This is a genomic window from Mesorhizobium sp. B2-3-4, from assembly GCF_006442315.1.
Taxonomy (GTDB): Bacteria; Pseudomonadota; Alphaproteobacteria; order Rhizobiales; family Rhizobiaceae; genus Mesorhizobium.
In genome coordinates this window covers 286,791-304,827 of record NZ_VFVY01000002.1, presented here as the reverse complement: position 1 = coordinate 304,827, position 18,037 = coordinate 286,791, and the positions used below count along the sequence as shown (strand labels likewise).

The window sequence follows — 18,037 nt, the reverse complement described above, 5'->3', positions numbered from 1 at the left end:
GCAGACTTATTCTCGCGATCCCCTGACATGGCCGCTGACCTGCGCGCCGTCCTCGGCGCGCAGGTACAGAAAACCGGGGATTGAAAGCAGCGGGATGATCGCGGTCAGCAGGAACACCTGGTGAAAGCGTTCCGGCGTCAGGACGTGGCTTTCGCCGGCAATCAGCCCGAGCAGCATGGCGGCGACCGAAACGCCGAGCGAGACGCTGAGCTGCTGCAGCACGCCGCCAAGGCTCGTGGCGCGGCTCAGCTTGTCGGCCGGCAGATCGGCATAGGACAGCGTGTTGGAGGTCATGAACTGCGCCGACCGGACGATGCCGAACAGGAAGACGTAGAAACCGATCATCCAGTGCGGCGTATCAGGCCCCATGAGAGCGAAGCCCGCCACGGCGGCCGAGCCGACGACCGCGCTGCCGATCAGCACGACATTGAAGCCAAAGCGGCGCAGCAGCGGCGACAGCAGCGGCCGCATGAGCAGCGCCCCGAAACTGCCGACGAATGTCAGCGAGCCCGAGGTAACCGGGCTCATGCCGAAGCCGACCTGCAGCATCAGGGGCACGAGGAACGGCACGCCGTTGAGACCGACACGGCACAGGCCGCCCGCCAGCGTACCGACCCAGAAAGAGCGAAACCGAAACAGTGTAAGATCGACGGCCGGCGCCACGACGCGGCGCGCATAGCGCCCGAAGGCGAGCAGCAGCAGCGCGGAAGCGGCCAGCACCAGCACTGTCGCGGAGCCGGGAATGATCGGCCGGCCGATGTTCTCCAGTCCGAATTGCAGCAGTGCCACGCCAAACCCCACCATCAGGAATCCAGGGACATCGAAGCGTTGCACCACTTCGCCATGGAAATCGTCGACGAAGCGCAGCGCGGCCAGGATGCCGATGCAGCCGAACGGCACATTGACGTAGAATATCCAGCGCCAGGACGCGTAGGTGGTCAGCAGGCCGCCAAGCAGCGGGCCGATGACCGGCCCCATGATGGCAGGCAAGGTCATGTAGGTCATGGCGGTTATCAGGCCGCTGCGTGGGAAGCTGCGCAGCAAAATCAGCCGCCCGACCGGCGTCATCATGGCGCCGCCCAGCCCCTGCACCGCACGCATCGCCAGCAGCATGCCGAAACTGTCGGCCATGCCGCATAACGCCGAGCCGAGGGTGAAGGTGAAGAGCGCCAGCGCGAACACTTTTCGCGCGCCGAACCTGTCGGCGAACCAGCCGCTGACCGGGATGAACACGGCGAGCGTCAGGATGTAGGTGGTGATGGCAAGGTTCAGCCGAACGGGCGTGGTGTCCAGGCTGCTCGCGATAGCCGGGATCGCGGTGGTGATGATGGTGGAATCGAGCTGCTCCATCAGAAAGGCAATGGCCACGATGATCGGGATGATCAGTCTCAGCCTCGGATCACGCTCGGTGGCAAATTGAGGCTGTTCCAATACTCTGGCCAATTCCGTCATGCAGGTGGCTTATATGCTTCTGGCCAAAGTGGCGCATCCCGGATCAAAGGCAAGATCGCCTCTTAGGCGCCAGCGAGCCGGACCCGGTCGCAGGCCGTCTTATGGTCCGATGGACACAGGAGCGGTAGTCATTTCCGCTCCGCAGGAAGTCAACAAATCTTGACCGGCGCCATCGCAGGACAGTCGATGGCGCTACAGCCACGCAAAAACCCGCACTTCAGCAAGTGCTGTCCCGATTTCGTGAAGGAACGTGTCCGGCAAGGCGCCTCTTCCTTTCCCATATGTCTCGAATGAAAGGAGACAGGCTCATGAAAAGGCAAATCATGTTCACCGGCGCTGTCGCGCTGGCTTTGACCGCAGGGTCGATACCGTTCGCCGCCGTCGCGGACGCCGCCGTCGTCAGGCACCATTTTGTCCACTACACCGCCGCCCACGGTGGCAGCAGCCATGCGCACGCGGCTCACGGCCAGCGCGCAAATGATGGCAGGTGGCTCGACCGCGGCTGGACGGGCGACAATTCGGGCGGTGGCGATGGCCGGATGGACAGCTACTACAACGGCTACGGCAGTTATCACGGCTATGTCGGCGACTTCTGCGGGACCCTCGCGTGGACGCTCGACCGCTGCGGTCCCCATGGCCCCTGACCGCAGTCCGGGCCGCGCACTTCCCGTCCCGATTTCGTGAAGGAACGTGTGCTCCCAAGAGGCCGTTTTCTTGCATGCGCAGTGTCGCGGAACAAATTGGGAGTAACGATCATGAAAAGACAATTGGTGTTCGCAAGCTCGCTCGTGCTGGCCCTGGCGGCAGGCATGACCTCATTCGCCACCACGGCCGACGCCGCGTTCGTCAGGCACAATAGCGGCGGTCATGCCATGGGCCATTTCCGCGGCGGCCAATTCCGTGGCGGGCATTTCCGCGGCGGGCATAGATACGCCTTTCACCGCGGGTATGGACATGGTCGGCACTGGGCCGGCGGTGGCTGGCGAGGCGGCTACTACGGCGGCTACTATGACTATTGCGGACCGGTCCAGCTGGCGCTCGGGCTGTGTGTTCCCTACCGGCCCTATTATGGCCCGTTCGGAATCCTTTGATTTCCACACCGCCATGGCACCTCCCGGGCGCCATGGCGGCGTCGGGACCGGCAGATGTCCGCGCCCCGGCAGCTAGGCCATTTCAGGCCGCCTCGACGCCTCGCGGATCGCCTTGTGCACGTCGCGCTGCAGATCCATGAAGGCCGGTGTTTCCATCACCTCTTCCCGGCGCGGGCGCTCGATGTCGACGTTGAACGTCTTCATGATGCGCCCGGGTCCGATGCCCATGACGACGATGCGGTCGGACAGGTAGACGGCTTCCTCGACATCGTGCGTAACGAACAGCACGGTGAGCCGATGCTCCTCCCAGATCTGGGTCAGCAGTTCCTGCATCTGGTGCCGGGTCAAGGCATCGAGCGCGCCGAACGGCTCGTCCATCAGCAGCATTTTCGGTCGGTAGGAGAGCGCACGCGCGATGGCGACACGCTGCTTCATGCCGCCCGAAAGTTCCGACGGGAAGCGATCGGCGCTTTGCGAAAGCTTGACAAGGTCGAGATGCTCGAGAGCGATCTCGCGACAGGTCGCGCGGTCATAGCCGGCGGCCTTGAGCGCAAACTCTATGTTCTGCCGCGCCGTCAGCCAGGGAAGCAACGTATAGGACTGGAAGACGACGCCGCGGTCGAGGCCCGGCTGCAGGATCGGCGCGCCGTCGATGCTGAGATCGCCGGCGTCGAAATCCTGCAGTCCCGCGACGATCGACAAGAGCGTGCTCTTGCCACAGCCAGACGCGCCGACGAGCGAGACGAACTCATTGTCGGCAAGATCGAGATTGATGTCACGCAGGACTTCCGTGCGGCGCTCGCCGGTGCCGAAGCTCTTGTGCAGGCCGGCGATCCGCAATTTGGGAACTGTCATCGGCGGTTCCTCATTGCGAGTGGCCTTCCTGCCGGAACAGCACCTTTTCCAGCGCCTTCATGACCTGGTCGGTGATGAGGCCCAGCATGCCCAGCAGCAGGATGTAGCCGATGATGGTGTTTGTCTGGAAATAGCGTTGCGACACGGTGATGCGATAGCCGAGGCCGGATGTCGCCGCGACGAGTTCGGCGAGCACCAGCCACGTCCATGCCCAGCCGAGACTGATGCGTAGCGTGTCCCAGATGCCCGGCAAGGCACTGGGCACGACGATGCGCGTCAGGATCTTGCGGTCCGGCAGGCCGAGCGTACGGCCAAGGCCGATGAAATCAGCGGGAACGCGTTTGACATTGTCCATGATCATCAGCACCTGCTGGAAGAAGGTGCCGATGAAAATGATCAGGAATTTTTGCGTGTCACCGGTACCGGCCCACAGGATGGACAGTGGCACGAAGGCAACCACCGGCATGTAGCGGATGAAATCGACCAGCGGCTCGATGGCCGCCTCCCAGGAGCGGAAACTGCCGATCAGCACGCCGATGGGAATGGAGAGTACCGAGGCAATGAGAAAACCGATGGATATGCGGTAGATCGAAGCCTTGAGGTCCAGCCACAAGGTGCCGTCGGCCACCAGCTTGCCGATCTGGGCCGCAACGCTGCCGGGCGACGGCAGGAAGATGGGCTTCACCCATCCGAAGCCCGTCGCCGCCCACCAGGCGAGACCCAGGCCGACAAAAACAGCCACGGCGATCATCAGGAAACGGGACCTGGCGATCGGCACGCCGATCCCTGAGGATCGGCGCCTTGCCTGCTTCTTGACCGCGTCCGATGAGGAGCGGCCGGCTTTCGCGGAAGGTTCCCCGGACATCTCAGCTACCACCGCGATCCGGCTTTCTTATTCCGCCGCCTTGACGAAGGACGCGTCGATCATCTGCTCCGGCGTCACGTCGGCCTGCAACAGCTTGGCGTTCTTGGCGGCCGCCTCGACATCGGCGAAGGTCTTGGTCGTGAACTCGCCGGTGAGCGCCTTCTGGTTTTCAGCCAGCGAGTAGTAGCGCACGCCGTCGAAGGCGGTGTTGAGGTCCTTGACGTCGGAACCGACCGCCTTGGCGATGATGGCGCGGCCGCCCGGCGTGTCGGCATTGTAGTCCTTGAGCGCGGCGTCCCAGCTCTTGATCATGGCCAGCACCTGGCCGGGCTTCGACTTGATCACGTCTTCGCGCACCACAAGCACGTCGCTGATCAGGCCGGGATCCTCACCGGCGGTGAACAGCAATTTGACGTCCTTGTTCTGCGCCATGGCGACGGTGAGATACGGTTCGTAGGTGACCGCGACCGGCACGCGACCGGCGATAAGGGCGCCGCCGGCATCGGCGGCAGGCATTGGAACCGGCTGGATGTCATCGACCGACATGCCGTTCCTGGCGAGCGCGTATTTGAGCAGGATGTCGCTCGTCGTGCCTTCCTCGAAGGCGACCTGCTTGCCCTTGAGGTCCTTGATAGAGGTGATGTCCTTGCCGGCAATGATGGAGTCGGCCGTCATGGAGACATCGAGCAAGAGCACGATCTTCACCGGCAGGCCGGCCGCCACCATGCCCATCGCCGTGTGGGTGGCGATGTTGGCAGCGTCGAGCTGGCCGCTCGCGAGCGCGGCGTTGATGTCCTTGTCCTCGGCGAAATTGACGATCTGGACGTCCGACAGGCCGTTTGCCTTGAACAGGCCCTTGGCGTCGGCGACATGCCACTGGCCATAGCCGAGCCAGGGTTCGATGCCGATCTTGAACGACCCGGCTTCAGGTGTCGCCGGAATGGCCGCATCGGCCGCATGGGCCACCGGGGCGGCGGCGAGCCCGATGGCGGCAGCCATCACGAGCGCGCGGAATTGTCCTGCTAGGTTAAGCGTCATCTTCGTTCCCCTTGATGATCAGACCGCTTTTTCAACCAGGGATCCGGTCTGGCGAGACTGCGGGGTTCTGCTCTTGCGGCACTGTGCCTCGGCGTCTTGCCCGCCACTTCATGGTTGAAGTACCGGGATATTTCAGCGTCAGCGGAAGCGGATGTCAAGGCTAAAATACATACATGCATATACAAGTTGGAGTGACTCGGATTTTGCACTGATCGGGCCAGTTCCCCGGCCCTCACGCTCATGTTTTTTCAGGATCGATCCGGTCGAGAAAACCGGTCACCCGGTCGGTTCCGCCATCGGGCGCGCTTCCGACCATGACCGCGACTGCAAAGCCAATGAGAGACGAGACCGGCGTATGGCTGCGCGCACCGGCCCGCAGGTTCATGACCAGGGTCGGCGACAGGAACAACCCCGACCGCAGCACCGTTCGCCAATCGGCCGGCAGCATGCCGCGACGCTTGAGCTCCAGCAGCAATGGCCGCCAAAGATGCATCGCCTTGACCTCCAGCAGGTCGCGACGGACGGGGCTGAGATCCCAATCCGTGTCGACATGGAGAAGATCGCCGTCCAGCCTCGCTTGCGCCTGAAAAGCCTGGGTCGCCATGGCCGGATCGTAGAGCCAGAACGGGTGGGCGAAGATGTTGTGGAACGTCGCCTTCACCTCGGCGAGCAGCGTCGGGATGTGCGAGCCGGCAAAGGCGGGATCGAAGAAGGACAGGTGTGCCCTTCCCGCCTGCTCGACGTACCAGACATTGGCGTTGTGGGCGTCGCCATGCGCGACCACGCCACCGGCATTGGCGAGCCTGTCCGGCCGCAGGCGCTCCGCGGCCATGTCGAATAACTCGCCGATGCCGCTGCCGTAGCGCTGGCCGTTGATGACGAATTTCAGCCGGGAAAACCGGTCCCAATCCAGCTCCAGGCCGGGAAAGGCAAACGGCTTGCCGACATAGAAATCGGCCAGGCGGCCGCCGGGCGACGAGCGCGTGTCGGCATCGATCAGCCGCTCATGGAACAGCCGGTGGATCGGCTCCGCCGACACTTGCGCGACGGTCACCGGATGCAATGTTTCGAGATAGACTTCGAGCAGCTTGTCCGACAGGTCGCGCTCGGCGAGAACCGCCTCGCGGCGCTTGGCCGGATCGTCCCGCGCGTCCAGCGCGAACAACACATCCGAAAACCGCGGATCCGTGCGGCGGCGGTAGACAAGGATCTGCTCGCCGGGTTGCGCCGACATATGGACGGGCTGATCGACCGGCAGGCCGGCACGCGAGAGGATTTCGGCGCGGTAGTACTCACCCGCCATGGCCTCTTCCCGCTCCTCCTGGTGGAACTTGAAGAAGTAGGCCTCGCCGTCGCTGTCGAAGAAACCGTTCAGCGAATTGAGGCTGTATTTGTCGACATTGATGCGAACATTGCTGGCGCTCATTGCGAAAAGATCGCCCAGCAAGGCAGACAGCGCGCGTTGCGCCTGGGCGATGTCGTACTGCGCGAGAGCCCGTATGCGCGCCGTGCGGCTTGGCGCCTGCGTCATCCCAGAGCTCCACAAACGAACGAACGCGCCAGCCAAAACGCCTTTATCAATACATGTATATACATTATGCCTGAGACCTCGACGGCTTGCATTTTCGCTTGTTGGCTTCAGCCTGTCCTGGAGGGCGAGTAGCGGCTGCCGAGCGAGTAGCGGCTGCCCGCATAGGTCAGCTTGCTGATCGTGGCGACGACCGCCCCCGTCCATGTGCGGCGGTGAAGGAGAAGGCAGCAACTGCCGACATCGATGCCCAGATGCTGCGCCGTCTCCTTGTCGGCGGGAATGGCGGAGATGATATGCTCGACCTCGGTTACCGGCGTCTTCTGCATCAAATAGTCGTAGGTCGCCGTCCTGGTGAAGTCCTGCTTGTCATAATCGGGGATGAGCGCGGGATTGACGAAGCGCTCCTCCAGCTGCACCGGCAGGTCGTTCTCGAAATTGACCACGACCGAGTGATAGATCGAGCCGCGCTTTGAAAACTCGAACGACAAAGCGAGTTCCTTCGTCGGCATGATGGTTTCGAGGACCAGGACTTCGGAGCGATGCCTGTTGCCGCGCTCCACGATCTCGGCAGCGATGTTGTTGATCTCGATCAGCGTCGATTGCGGCCGGGGCGGCGCGATGAATGTTCCGACGCCTTGCAGCCGGATCAGGAATCCCGCCGCGGTCAGCTCCCGCAAGGCCCGGTGAACGGTCATGCGCGACACACCCAGCGAAACCACCAGCTCGTTCTCGGACGGCAGCTTGCGATCCTTGCCCCACCGGCCGGTTCCGATGTTGGTCAGGATGTAATCCTTTACCTTCTCGTAAAGGGGGCTGGCCGTATCGGGCAAATCGATCATGTCAAAAGTCCTTTCCGGCAAACTATCGGAAATCAACGATGTCCGGCAGGTTGCCGCATGCGGATGATTGTTTTCAAGCCATCGCTCTTGCCCGCCAGCAGGCGCTCATAGGCGGCCGGTATCTCATCGAGGGCGATCTCGCGGTCGATCAGCGCCAGCAGCGGCTCGCTGAGTTCCGCCAGCATCCGCACGGCCTCCGGCAATTCATCGGCGAAGGCATGGCATCCCAGCAACGCGATTTCGCGTTCGACCAGAAGATTGGGATCAATGTCGAGGCGGCCGTGGAAGATGCCTACCATGGCGACAGCGGCGCCGGAATCGAGCACGCCAAGCAACTGATTGAATGCCGCGACACTGCCGGTCGCCTCAACCGCCGCCAGCAGCGGCGCGTCGGCTGTCGCGGCGGCAATGGCATCACGGCCGAGATCGACAATCGCCGCACCCGTGACCTCGGCGACCCGGGCGCAGCGGGCCTGGTTGCGGTCGGCAACAAGCACGGTGCCGGGAGAGCGCCGGGAAAGCAGCAGCGCGGCGAGCCCGCCGATCGGTCCGCAGCCGACGACAAGCACCGGGCCCGCCGTCTTCGGCAGGCGCCGAACCGCGTGCAACGCAACGGCCAGCGGCTCGGCCATCGCCGCGACCCGCTCGTCCAGACCGGCATCGACGACATGCAGCAGCCGTGCGGGCAGAACCGCCTGTTCGGCAAATCCGCCGTCACAGATCTCTCCGACGAAACCCAGCGCGACGCAAAGATGCCTCCGGCCGGCACGGCATTGTGCGCAGTCTCCGCACCAGAAACGGGAATCGGCAACCACCCTGTCGCCGACGGCGATGGTGTCGACGCCCTCGCCGAGCGCGATCACCGTGCCGGTCAGTTCATGGCCCGCCGTCGAGGGGGACCGGCTTATCCATTGACCGGTGCGGAAATTGTGCAGGTCCGAACCGCAGATGCCGGCGGCATCGACCCTGAGCTTCACCCAGCCCGCATCGGGGGTGCCCGGTGTCGCGATCTCCTCCACGCGCAGATCGCCGGCTCCATAAAGCCTTGCCGCCTTCATCGCGATTGCCTCCCTCAGCCGGCGAGATAGCGGTCGCGGATTTCCGAGACCGCGTTCTCGTGCGAGCTGAAGCCCTCGTAGCGGGCAAGCCTGCGGGCATGCCTGGCCAGTTCGGGATAGGCGGCAGAGGTGACATAGCCGACCGAGGAGCGCTTGACGAAATCCGTCACCGAAAGCGGCCCATAGGTTCGCGCCCAGCGGCTGGTCGGCAGCACGGCGTTCGGCCCGAGGACGAAGTTGGCGAGAGTCACCGGCGTATGCGGACCCATCAGGATTTCGGCCGCCTCGGTGATGTGTCCGAGATGCGCGAACGGCTCCTTCGACAGGATCTCGAGATGTTCGGGCGCGTAGTCGTTGATGAAGCGGTAGGAATCTTCCAGCGACGCGGTCAGCACGATGCCGCCGCGCTTTCCCGTCAGCACCGCGCGCGAGAATTCGACACGCTGTTCGGTCATGCGCGACCAGTGCTGCGGGATCGCGGCCAAGGCGGCCTCGGCGACCTTGCGGCTATGCGTCACCAGATAGGCCGAGGAATCCGGTCCGTGCTCTGCCTCGATCAAAAGATCAAGCGCGGCAAGGCCCCCGTCGACGCTGTCATCGGCAAAGATGACGGCTTCGGACGGCCCCGCCGGCAGACCCGTATTGATGACCGACGAGAGCACGCTCTTGGCAGCGACCACCCAGGGGCTGCCGGGGCCGACGATCTTGAGCGCCGGCTTCACCGTCTCGGTGCCGTAGGCGACGGCGGCGACGGCCTGGGCGCCGCCACATTTGTAGACGGTGTCCACCCCGGCGAGACGGGCAGCGACAAGCGTGGCCGCATCGACGGAACCGTCGGCTGTCGGCGGCGTCACGATCGCAATCTGCGGCACACCGGCAATGACAGCCGGAACCGACGTCATCATCGTCACCGAGGGAAAGGCGCCCTTGCCTCGCGGCACGTAAAGCGCAACGGAGGCGATCGGCGTATATCTGTCGCCGGCATAGGCGCCCGGACGCACCTCCTTCAGCCACATGGTTTCCGGCTTCTGCTCTTCATGGAAGCGCCTGATGTTGTCGATGCCGAAGCCGATGCTTTCGACGACATCCTTCTCGACCTTGTCGAAGGCCGCGTCGAATTCCGCTTCCGAGACCTTCAATCCGCCTTCGGCGACATTGGCCTTGTCGAGTTCCCTGGCAAAGCGGATCAGGGCGGTATCGCCCTCGTCCCTGACCGCCTGGATGATCGGGCGAACTTTTTCGACGAACGCCGACAGATCGCTTTCGGCGCGCTTCAGCAGAACGGCACGCTGGGCGGCGTCGAGGGATGACAGATCGTGGAAACTGATGCCGGACATGGATTTTTCCTTCAGTTCAGAGCGCGACGTGCCGACCGGTCACATCTGCGGGAAGACATTCAATTCGAAACATCTGCGATCTGCCTCAGATCGATGCAAGGAAACCGCCATCCACCGGAATGGATTGGCCGGTTATGTAAGCGGCGGCATCCGAGGCAAGGAAGACGGCGACACCATGCAGGTCGCGCAGATCACCGAAACGACGCTGCGGGATTTTGGCCAGCATGGATTCCTGCCATGCCTCGCTGGCGTAGAACGCATCGGTCATAGCGGTCCTGAAGTAGCCCGGGGCGATGGCATTGACCCTGATGCCAAGCTGCGCCCACTCGGCCGCAAGCGCCCGAGTCATGCCGAGCAGGCCCGATTTGGACGAGCCGTACGGCACCGCCGTCGGAATGCCGACTTCCGAAGTCAACGAACAGAGATTGATGATGGCGCCGGGTCGGCCGGCATCCCGCATCTGCCGCGCCGCCGCCTGGGCGCAGAAGAACGCTCCCTTGAGATTGGTGTCGACGATCCGGTCCCACAGCGCCTCATCGACTTCGAGCGAGGAGCAGACCTCTTCCACCCCGGCATTGTTGACGAGGATGTCGAGCCCGCCAAGCAGGCGGGCTGCCTCGGAAACCGCCGCGCGGCAGCCGCCAACATCGGTCACGTCAAGAGCGACAGCATGGGCGACCCCGCCGGCGGCGCGGATCACCGCCACCGTCTCGTCAAGCGAGTCCAGGCCACGCGCCGTGACCGCGACGTCGGCGCCGGCCGCGCTCAGCGCCTCGGCTATGCTGCGACCAATGCCACGGCTGGCGCCGGTGACAAGCGCCTTCTTGCCGGCGAGGTCAAAAAGAGAAACGTTGCGCATGTGATCCTCCCTGGCATCCTCGCTTCCGTCGCCGCGAGACTACCAGATCGACTTATATATACAAGCATATACAAACGACTTCGGCTGCGATAGGGATGATGTTGTCCACATGCGGGATAGAACGCATGTCCGGCGCTTGGCCAGCCATGGAGGAGACCGCGCATGTCGAAGACTTCAGACATGGTCCGTGCCGAAGTCATGCGTCTGTCGCCCTACAATTCCGGGCTGACCATCGGCGAGGTCATGCAGCGATACGCACCGGCCAGGATCGCCAAACTGGGCTCGAACGAGAACCCGATCGGCCCAAGCCCGACCCTGGCCACGATGATGCAGAGCAGCGCCGAAATGTTCCGGCTCTATCCGGATCCGGCCGGGCGCGAGCTGCGCCGGGCCATCGCCGCCAGATATGCGGCCAGCGAGGATCAGGTCATCCTCGGCAATGGCTCGGAAGACCTTCTGTCCGTCATCAGCCGTGCCGTGTTGCGGCCGGGCGACAGCGTCGTCACGCTTTATCCGTCCTTTCCACTACACGAGGATTACGCGACGCTGATGGGAGCCACGGTCAATCGCGTAGGCGTAAGGAACGATCTCACCATCGATGTCGACGCGCTGATCGAGGCGGTTCGTGAGCGCCCTCGTATGCTGTTGTTCTCGAATCCGATGAACCCGGTCGGCAGTTGGCTTCCCGGTGGCGACCTGTCGAAACTCCTGGACGCGGTCGGCGACGAGACGCTGATCGTGGTCGATGAAGCCTATGCCGAATATGCCGAGGGCGACGACTATGTCTCGTCGCTGCCGTTCCTCAAGCCCCGCGACCGGCCCTGGATCGTGCTCAGGACCTTTTCCAAGGCGTTCGGACTGGCCGGCCTGCGGATCGGCTTCGGCATCGTCGGCGACCCGCATTTGCGCGCGCTGCTCGACCGCGTTCGTACGCCCTTCAACGCCAATGGCGTTGCCCAGGCCGCCGCGCTGGCGGCGCTCGCGGATGAGGAGCATCTCGCCAAAGTCGTCGCGCTCGCCAGGACAGAGCGGGCGCGCGTCGAGAGTTTTCTGCGAAGCAAGGGGCTTAAAGTCGCCCCGTCCAGAGGCAACTTCCTATTCTTCGACTGCCGGCAAGATGCCAACACCTTCGTCGAAGGCCTGCTGCGCGACGGTGTCATCGTCAAGCCCTGGAGGCAGGACGGCTTCGACACCTATGTGCGCGTCAGCATCGGCTCGCCATCGGAGAACGACCACTTCATGGCCGCTCTGTCGCGGCTGTTGTGATTTCCCGAAAGCCATGCTGAATTGCCGGCCGATCCAGCCCGAAAATCGGATTGCCCTCAAGCCGCCCGCCCTGTCGTAAGAGCCAGCCAGATGCCCGAAAGCACCCCGCCCAGGAGCCTCTACCGCGAAACGGCCGGCGGCACCGGCGACTACCCTTCCCTTACCGGCGCGCAACGGGCAAGGGTCGCCATTGTCGGCGGTGGCTTCACGGGCCTGTCGACCGCCTTGCACATGGCGGAAGCCGGCGACGACGCCTGCGTGCTCGAAGCCTTCCAGCCGGGCTGGGGTGCGTCGGGCAGGAATGGCGGCCAGGTCAATCCCGGCCTCAAATACGATCCCGACACGATCGAGGCGATGTTCGGGCCCGAACTCGGGCAGCGGATGATCGATTTCTCCTATGGCGCGCCGGACTTCACCTTTGGTCTCATCAGCCGCCTGTCGATCGATTGCGACGCGCGGCAGAACGGCACGATACGCGCGGCCATCCGGCCGAAACCGGAAGCCGCGGTGCGGGCCACGGCCGCGCAATGCGAGCGGCGGGGCATGCCGGTCGCATTGCTCGACGCAAAGGCGATGGCGGCGCGGACCGGAACCGATCGTTACATATCCGGCATGTTCGACGCCCGTGGCGGTGACCTCCATCCGCTGAAATACACGCTTGGCCTGGCGGCCGCGGCCCAGAACGCCGGGGCGCGGATATTCGGCGGCAGCGAAGTCCTCTCGCTCCGCCGCGAGGCAGGGCGATGGATCCTCAAGACGGCAAACGGATCGCTCAGCGCCGAGAAGGTCCTTGTCGCGACCAACGGCTATACGGGAACCCTGTGGCCGGGCCTGGAGCAATCGCTGGTTCCGGTGTTCAGCGCCATCGCGGCGAGCGAACCGCTGTCGCCGGAGGCCGCGGCAGCGATCCTACCGCAAAGGCCCGTTCTCTACGAAGCCGGCAACATCACCGTCTATTACCGGATCGATGCGCAGAACCGCTTGCTGATGGGCGGCCGGGGACCGATGAGGCCCATCGGCGATGCCGCCGCCATCCGCTACCTCACCGACTATGCGCTGCGGCTGTGGCCGGAGCTCGCGGGAACCGCGTGGACACATGGCTGGAATGGCCGGGTCGCGATCACCAAGGACCACCTCCTGCACGTTCACGAGCCGGAAGACGGCATGCTGATCTGCCTCGGCTACAATGGGCGTGGCGTCGCCATGGCCTCGGCAATGGGCGCGGCCCTGGCGCAGCGCCTGCGAGACAGCGAGACATTTCCGATGCCGATCTCGCCACTCAAGCCGATCCGGTTTCACCGCTTCTGGCCACTGGGTGTGAAGGCCGCGATCCTCTCGGGGCGGTTGAAGGACCGGTTCGGCCTCTGACGCCATAGAACCTCGCCGCGCTGTCGGCTGAACCAACCAACAGGCCCGGGCATGAAATGGCCTGGGGCTGGAGGCCGCGATTTTTCCAACCCGCCCTTTCGTGTCCGCACTCCAAGCAGAGCCATTTTGCGTCACGCCGCGCCCTGACGAAGCCGATCAAATTATAGGCACACTTGCCGATTGACAAAAATCATAACAGGCGACCAAGATCATATGACCATCAACGATCTTGGTCCCGAGGTTGCCCCTCGGCATTGGCGAAAGGAGAGCCAGATGCCCATTCAGCAGAGAGTGACCCATCGTTCGAAAAAACGCCCCGCCAACTCCATCCTTGCCACCGCGCTGCTAGGCCTCGGCCTGGCCGCGATGCCTGGCATCGGCCATGCCGACGGCATCACGCTCAAGATCTTCGGCGGCTCGGCCCTCGACGAACTCGCGCCACGCCAGCCGCCGGACGAACAGAAGAAGATCCAGCAGCAGGTCATTGACGGTTTCCTTAAGGCCAACCCCGACGTGGCCGCGGTCGAATGGGACGCGCAGGGGCCGCAGACCGACTCGATCCAGCGCCTGATGACGGCCAAGCTTGCTAACCAGGAAATGGACCTGATCGCCTGCCCGGCCTTCTACACCAACGGCGCCTATGTCCGGCGCAAGCTGGTCATGCCGATCACCGACAAGATCAAGCCTTTCCAGGACCGGATCGACGCCGCGGCACTCGGCGCCTTCACCATCAGCGGCCAGGTCTACGGCGTGCCAATCTCGACGCTCTCGACATCGACGATCTTCTACAATGTCGACCTCTTCCAGAAGCTCGGCATTCCCGCACCGGCGACCTATGACGACCTCAAGGCAGCCGTGCCGAAGTTCAAGGCGCAAGGGGTGATCCCGCTTCTGCATCAGGGCTCCAACACCGTCATGTGGCCGATGTGGTATTTCGAAACCTTCTCGCAGGCCTCCGGCGACGCCATCGGCAAGACGCAGAAGAACCTCGAGGGCACGGCGAAGTTCACCGACGCGCCCGATGTCGAAGGGTTCAAGCTGATCAAGCAGTGGGTGGACGACGGCATCCTGTCCAAGGATTCGCTTTCGGTCGACCAGGACGGCATGCGGGCGGCCTTCGCCGCCGGCAAGAGCGCCATGTATTATGGCGGGACCTGGGAAATCCCATCGCTGCAGACCAGCGTCAAGACATTCAAATGGGGCGTTTTTGCCTTTCCGAAAATGGATGGAACACCGGGTGCGCCGGGCCATGGCGGCGGCGCCGACAACGGCATGTGCGTCTCCTCGTCGATACCGCCCGAGAAGCTCGATGCGGCGGTCAAGTTCATCGAATATCTGACAAGGCCGGAGGTGGCGACGCTCTATCTCGCGCCGGAGCAGCCGATCGCCGCCTCGATCAAGGGCGTGCCACAGGTCGACGACGCCTATGCCGTCGAACTGCGCAAGCAGGCCTTCCCGAGCACGATCAAGTTCCTCGACTGGATCTGGCCGTCGGAAGTGGCGACCGCCACGGCTTCGGCCATTGCCGGCATCGTTGGCGGCACGACGACGCCCGAGGATGCCGCAGCCTCGATCCAGACCACATTCGACGACCTCAAGGCGCAGGGCAACTGGCCGCCCAAATAGGCACTGCCGCACCCGCCTCCGCCAGGCCAATTTGCGCGGCTCGACAAACTGGAGGCCGCCCGTTTCGGGCAGCCTCTTCAATCGGAGACGACACATGACGCAAACCCGTGCCGAACGGCAGCGCTTCTCGATCGGCTATCATCTGAACAGCTGGGACCTGACCGGCCTGCCGCTGAGCCCGGCCATCAAATTCCTCGCCGATCAGGGTTTCGGCTGGTTCGAGATCCTCGCCTTCACCAGCCTGTCCGACCAGTACGCCCGCAAATACATGCAGCTCGGCAATCAGGCGCCAATGGGGGCCACCACGGACACCGACATCCTGCGGCGCTACGCACTGCTTTCGGAAGGCCAGAGCGAATATGGCATCAAGCTTTCCTCCTTCTACGTCAATGCGATCTTCACCAACCCTGTCGCCTGGCCCTACGAACGCGACGTGCTGGTGGCGCTGACCCGGATGTTGAAGGGCTTCGGCTCTCCGGTGCTGGTTCTCGGCGGCGGCCCTTCGGAAGCCATCGCCGGACCTCATGGCGCAGACGACTATCGTGCCTTTTGCCGAGCCCTGGAGGATATCGGCCGACGCACGAAAGACCTCGGCATCGAGACGGTCTATCACCCGCATCTCGACACCTTCATCGAGCGCCGCGACCAGCTCGACCGCATGATGGACGAACTGGATACCGATCTCGCCGGCCTCTGCATCGATCCCGCGCATCTTGCCCACACCAATTCCGATCCCGTCGACGCGGTGAGGACCTATATGTCGGCGGTGCGCTACATGCACTTCAAGGACACCAGGGTCGACCCGGCATTGAACGGCTATGACCGCTACGGCGCCTTCTGCGAACTCGGCGCCGGCGTCGTCGACCTCGCCGGCATCGTCGATGTCCTGCTCGAGGCAAATTACGACGGGCTGGCCATCATCGAACTGGATGCATCGAAGAAAACGGCCGAGCAGAGCACGCTGGAAAGCATAGCCTATGTCAGGGACACGCTCGGGCTGGTGCTGACGCCGCAAGGCGCCAAGGTCGCATGACCGCGCGATCACAAGAGGCTGCTGCTTCTGGCCGTTCCGATCCCTGGCGCTTTCTTGCCGGGGACGGTGCGGTGGCCTTCTTGATGATCCTGCCCGCCGCGATCCTGTTTTGCCTTTTCTACCTCTGGCCCTTCGTCAACGGTTTCTGGCTCAGCCTGCACAATTGGGACGGGTTTTCCGATCCGACCTGGGCCGGCCTTTCCAACTATCAGCGCCTGCTGCACGACCGCGTCTTCCTCGGCGCGCTGCGCAACAATCTGATCTTCGTCGTCGCCGTCGTCATCCTGAAGAACGCACTGGGCCTCGGCCTGGCGCTGCTTCTCGACCGGGCGCTGGTCGGCCGCGCCTTCTTTCGCGCCGCCGCCTTCGTGCCGGTGACGATGTCCTTCGTCGCCGTCGGGCTGCTCTGGTCGTGGATCTACAATCCGGTCTTCGGCCTGCTCAACGGCGCGCTCGACCTGTTCGGCCTCGGCGGCCTGAAACAGTCATGGCTGGGCGACGCCGACATCGCGCTCTACTCGATCATCGTCGTCGACGTCTGGAAATGGCTCGGCTTCCATGCCGTGATCTATCTGGCGGGGCTGCAGACGATCCCGTCGGAACTCTATGAATCGGCCAAAATGGACGGCGCCGGTCCGCTGCAGCGCTTCCGGCACGTCACCGTGCCGATGATGATGCCGATCGTCTTCATCAACACCATTCTTGGCCTTTCCGGCGCCTTCGTGCGCAACTTCGACATCGTCTACGTGCTGACCAAGGGCGGTCCCAACCATGCCACCGAAGTGGTGCTCACCTACATGATGAGCAAGGCCTTCCAGGACGGCGCCATGAGCTATGCCGCGGCGATCGGCTATGTGCTGTTCCTGATCGTCGGGCTGGCCAGCGTCGGCCTGCTTGCCCTGATGCGGCGGCAAAGGCTGGATGTCTGATGGGCGGCGTGGCCAAATCCTTGCCGGTCGTCGACGACAGCGAACGCCGTCCACGGCGTCTCGGCGTGCGCGGCCTGCTCGAAGTGGCGGGCCTCTATGCCGCGCTCACCCTCGTGCTCATCGAGACGCTCTATCCCCTGCTCTGGGTGCTGTTCGGCTCGCTCAAGACCAAGGAGGAGATGCTGAGCAACATCTGGGGTCCGCCGTCAAGTCTGGTGTTCCAGAACTATGCCGATGCCTGGCGCATCGCAGGCATGGGATCGCGCATCATAAGCAGCGTCCTTGTCACCGGCTCGGCCCTGATCATCCTCGTCGCCGTGGCGACACCCTGCGCCTATGCCTTGGCGCGGCTGCGGTTTCCCGGGCGAGGCCTGGTGCTGGCGGTGGCGGTGGCGGCCATGCTGGTGCCGCCACAAGTGATGGCGATCCCGCTTTTCATGGTGGCCCGCGACCTCGGCCTGATCAACAACCGGCTCGGCGTCGCCTTCGTCTATGCGGCGACATCGCTGCCGCTGTCGGTCTTCATCCTGCGCAGCTTCTTCGTCACGCTGCCGGCCGATCTCGAGGACGCCGCGCGCGTCGACGGCGCGAGCCGGCTCGAAATCCTGATCCACATCATGCTGCCGCTGATCCGGCCTGGTGTCGCGCTGATCGTGATCTTCGGCTTCATCGAGATCTGGAACGATTTCTTCCTCGCTTTCCTTTTGCTGCGCGACCCCTCGGTGCAGACCATCCCGCTCGGCCTGGTCTCCTTCTTCCAGCAATATGATTCGCTCTGGACCCTCTATTTCGCCGCGTTGACGATCACGACACTGCCGGTGATCGTCGTCTTCCTCGCCATGCAACGGCAGTTCATCGCCGGCCTGACGGCCGGCGCCGTGAAGGGTTGA

Annotated in this window: 17 protein-coding genes; 8 read left to right on the top strand and 9 right to left on the bottom strand. The window is 63.7% G+C overall.

Annotated elements, in window-relative coordinates; all coding sequences use genetic code 11:
• Window positions 1-6: 6 nt before the first annotated feature.
• Window positions 7-1,431 (bottom strand): DHA2 family efflux MFS transporter permease subunit, encoded by a 1,425-nt coding sequence (locus FJ967_RS05095; protein ID WP_246675175.1) that lies wholly within the window; start codon window positions 1,429-1,431, stop codon window positions 7-9.
• Window positions 1,432-1,760: 329 nt separating this feature from the next.
• Between FJ967_RS05095 and FJ967_RS05090 the strand changes: the two genes are divergently transcribed.
• Both FJ967_RS05090 and FJ967_RS05085 read left to right on the top strand, forming a co-directional pair.
• Window positions 1,761-2,096, top strand: a complete 336-nt coding sequence (locus tag FJ967_RS05090) for a hypothetical protein (RefSeq protein ID WP_140730603.1) — start codon at window positions 1,761-1,763, stop codon at window positions 2,094-2,096.
• A 111-nt stretch (window positions 2,097-2,207) separates the two neighbouring features.
• A complete protein-coding gene (locus tag FJ967_RS05085) occupies window positions 2,208-2,543 on the top strand; it encodes a hypothetical protein (protein ID WP_140730602.1) in 336 nt (111 codons plus the stop codon).
• A 72-nt stretch (window positions 2,544-2,615) separates the two neighbouring features.
• Here FJ967_RS05085 and FJ967_RS05080 read toward each other — a convergent pair whose 3' ends face one another.
• From FJ967_RS05080 to FJ967_RS05045, 8 genes are all read right to left on the bottom strand, one after another.
• Window positions 2,616-3,398, bottom strand: coding sequence for an ABC transporter ATP-binding protein (locus FJ967_RS05080; RefSeq protein WP_140730601.1), 783 nt, complete (start codon window positions 3,396-3,398; stop codon window positions 2,616-2,618).
• Between the two features lie 10 nt (window positions 3,399-3,408).
• Window positions 3,409-4,263, bottom strand: coding sequence for an ABC transporter permease (locus FJ967_RS05075; protein ID WP_348643065.1), 855 nt, complete (start codon window positions 4,261-4,263; stop codon window positions 3,409-3,411).
• Window positions 4,264-4,290: 27 nt separating this feature from the next.
• Complete coding sequence (locus FJ967_RS05070; protein ID WP_140730600.1) at window positions 4,291-5,301, bottom strand: ABC transporter substrate-binding protein; 1,011 nt, start codon at window positions 5,299-5,301, stop codon at window positions 4,291-4,293.
• 238 nt (window positions 5,302-5,539) lie between these two features.
• The gene (locus tag FJ967_RS05065; protein WP_140730599.1) at window positions 5,540-6,832 is read right to left on the bottom strand and encodes a hypothetical protein; all 1,293 of its coding nucleotides are present in this window, start codon (window positions 6,830-6,832) and stop codon (window positions 5,540-5,542) included.
• A gap of 107 nt (window positions 6,833-6,939) precedes the next feature.
• Window positions 6,940-7,671 (bottom strand): histidine utilization repressor, encoded by a 732-nt coding sequence (gene hutC / locus FJ967_RS05060; protein WP_140730598.1) that lies wholly within the window; start codon window positions 7,669-7,671, stop codon window positions 6,940-6,942.
• 32 nt (window positions 7,672-7,703) lie between these two features.
• Window positions 7,704-8,729, bottom strand: a complete 1,026-nt coding sequence (locus tag FJ967_RS05055; RefSeq protein ID WP_140730597.1) for a zinc-binding dehydrogenase — start codon at window positions 8,727-8,729, stop codon at window positions 7,704-7,706.
• 14 nt (window positions 8,730-8,743) lie between these two features.
• Window positions 8,744-10,066: a histidinol dehydrogenase gene (gene hisD / locus FJ967_RS05050; protein WP_140730596.1), complete on the bottom strand. Its 1,323-nt coding sequence runs from the start codon at window positions 10,064-10,066 to the stop codon at window positions 8,744-8,746.
• A gap of 85 nt (window positions 10,067-10,151) precedes the next feature.
• The gene (locus FJ967_RS05045) at window positions 10,152-10,925 is read right to left on the bottom strand and encodes a glucose 1-dehydrogenase (protein WP_140730595.1); all 774 of its coding nucleotides are present in this window, start codon (window positions 10,923-10,925) and stop codon (window positions 10,152-10,154) included.
• A 162-nt stretch (window positions 10,926-11,087) separates the two neighbouring features.
• Between FJ967_RS05045 and FJ967_RS05040 the strand changes: the two genes are divergently transcribed.
• The 6 genes from FJ967_RS05040 (at window position 11,088) to FJ967_RS05015 (ending at window position 18,037) form a co-directional block, all read left to right on the top strand.
• The gene (locus tag FJ967_RS05040; RefSeq protein WP_140730594.1) at window positions 11,088-12,191 is read left to right on the top strand and encodes a histidinol-phosphate transaminase; all 1,104 of its coding nucleotides are present in this window, start codon (window positions 11,088-11,090) and stop codon (window positions 12,189-12,191) included.
• 90 nt (window positions 12,192-12,281) lie between these two features.
• Window positions 12,282-13,559 (top strand): FAD-binding oxidoreductase, encoded by a 1,278-nt coding sequence (locus tag FJ967_RS05035; protein WP_140730593.1) that lies wholly within the window; start codon window positions 12,282-12,284, stop codon window positions 13,557-13,559.
• Window positions 13,560-13,832: 273 nt separating this feature from the next.
• The gene (locus tag FJ967_RS05030) at window positions 13,833-15,185 is read left to right on the top strand and encodes an extracellular solute-binding protein (protein WP_140730592.1); all 1,353 of its coding nucleotides are present in this window, start codon (window positions 13,833-13,835) and stop codon (window positions 15,183-15,185) included.
• Between the two features lie 94 nt (window positions 15,186-15,279).
• Window positions 15,280-16,218 (top strand): sugar phosphate isomerase/epimerase, encoded by a 939-nt coding sequence (locus tag FJ967_RS05025; protein ID WP_140730591.1) that lies wholly within the window; start codon window positions 15,280-15,282, stop codon window positions 16,216-16,218.
• Window positions 16,215-17,147: a sugar ABC transporter permease gene (locus tag FJ967_RS05020; protein WP_140730590.1), complete on the top strand. Its 933-nt coding sequence runs from the start codon at window positions 16,215-16,217 to the stop codon at window positions 17,145-17,147. The genes FJ967_RS05025 and FJ967_RS05020 overlap by 4 nt, the downstream gene beginning before the upstream one ends.
• The gene (locus FJ967_RS05015; RefSeq protein ID WP_140730589.1) at window positions 17,147-18,037 is read left to right on the top strand and encodes a carbohydrate ABC transporter permease; all 891 of its coding nucleotides are present in this window, start codon (window positions 17,147-17,149) and stop codon (window positions 18,035-18,037) included. Before FJ967_RS05020 ends, FJ967_RS05015 begins: the two co-directional genes overlap by 1 nt.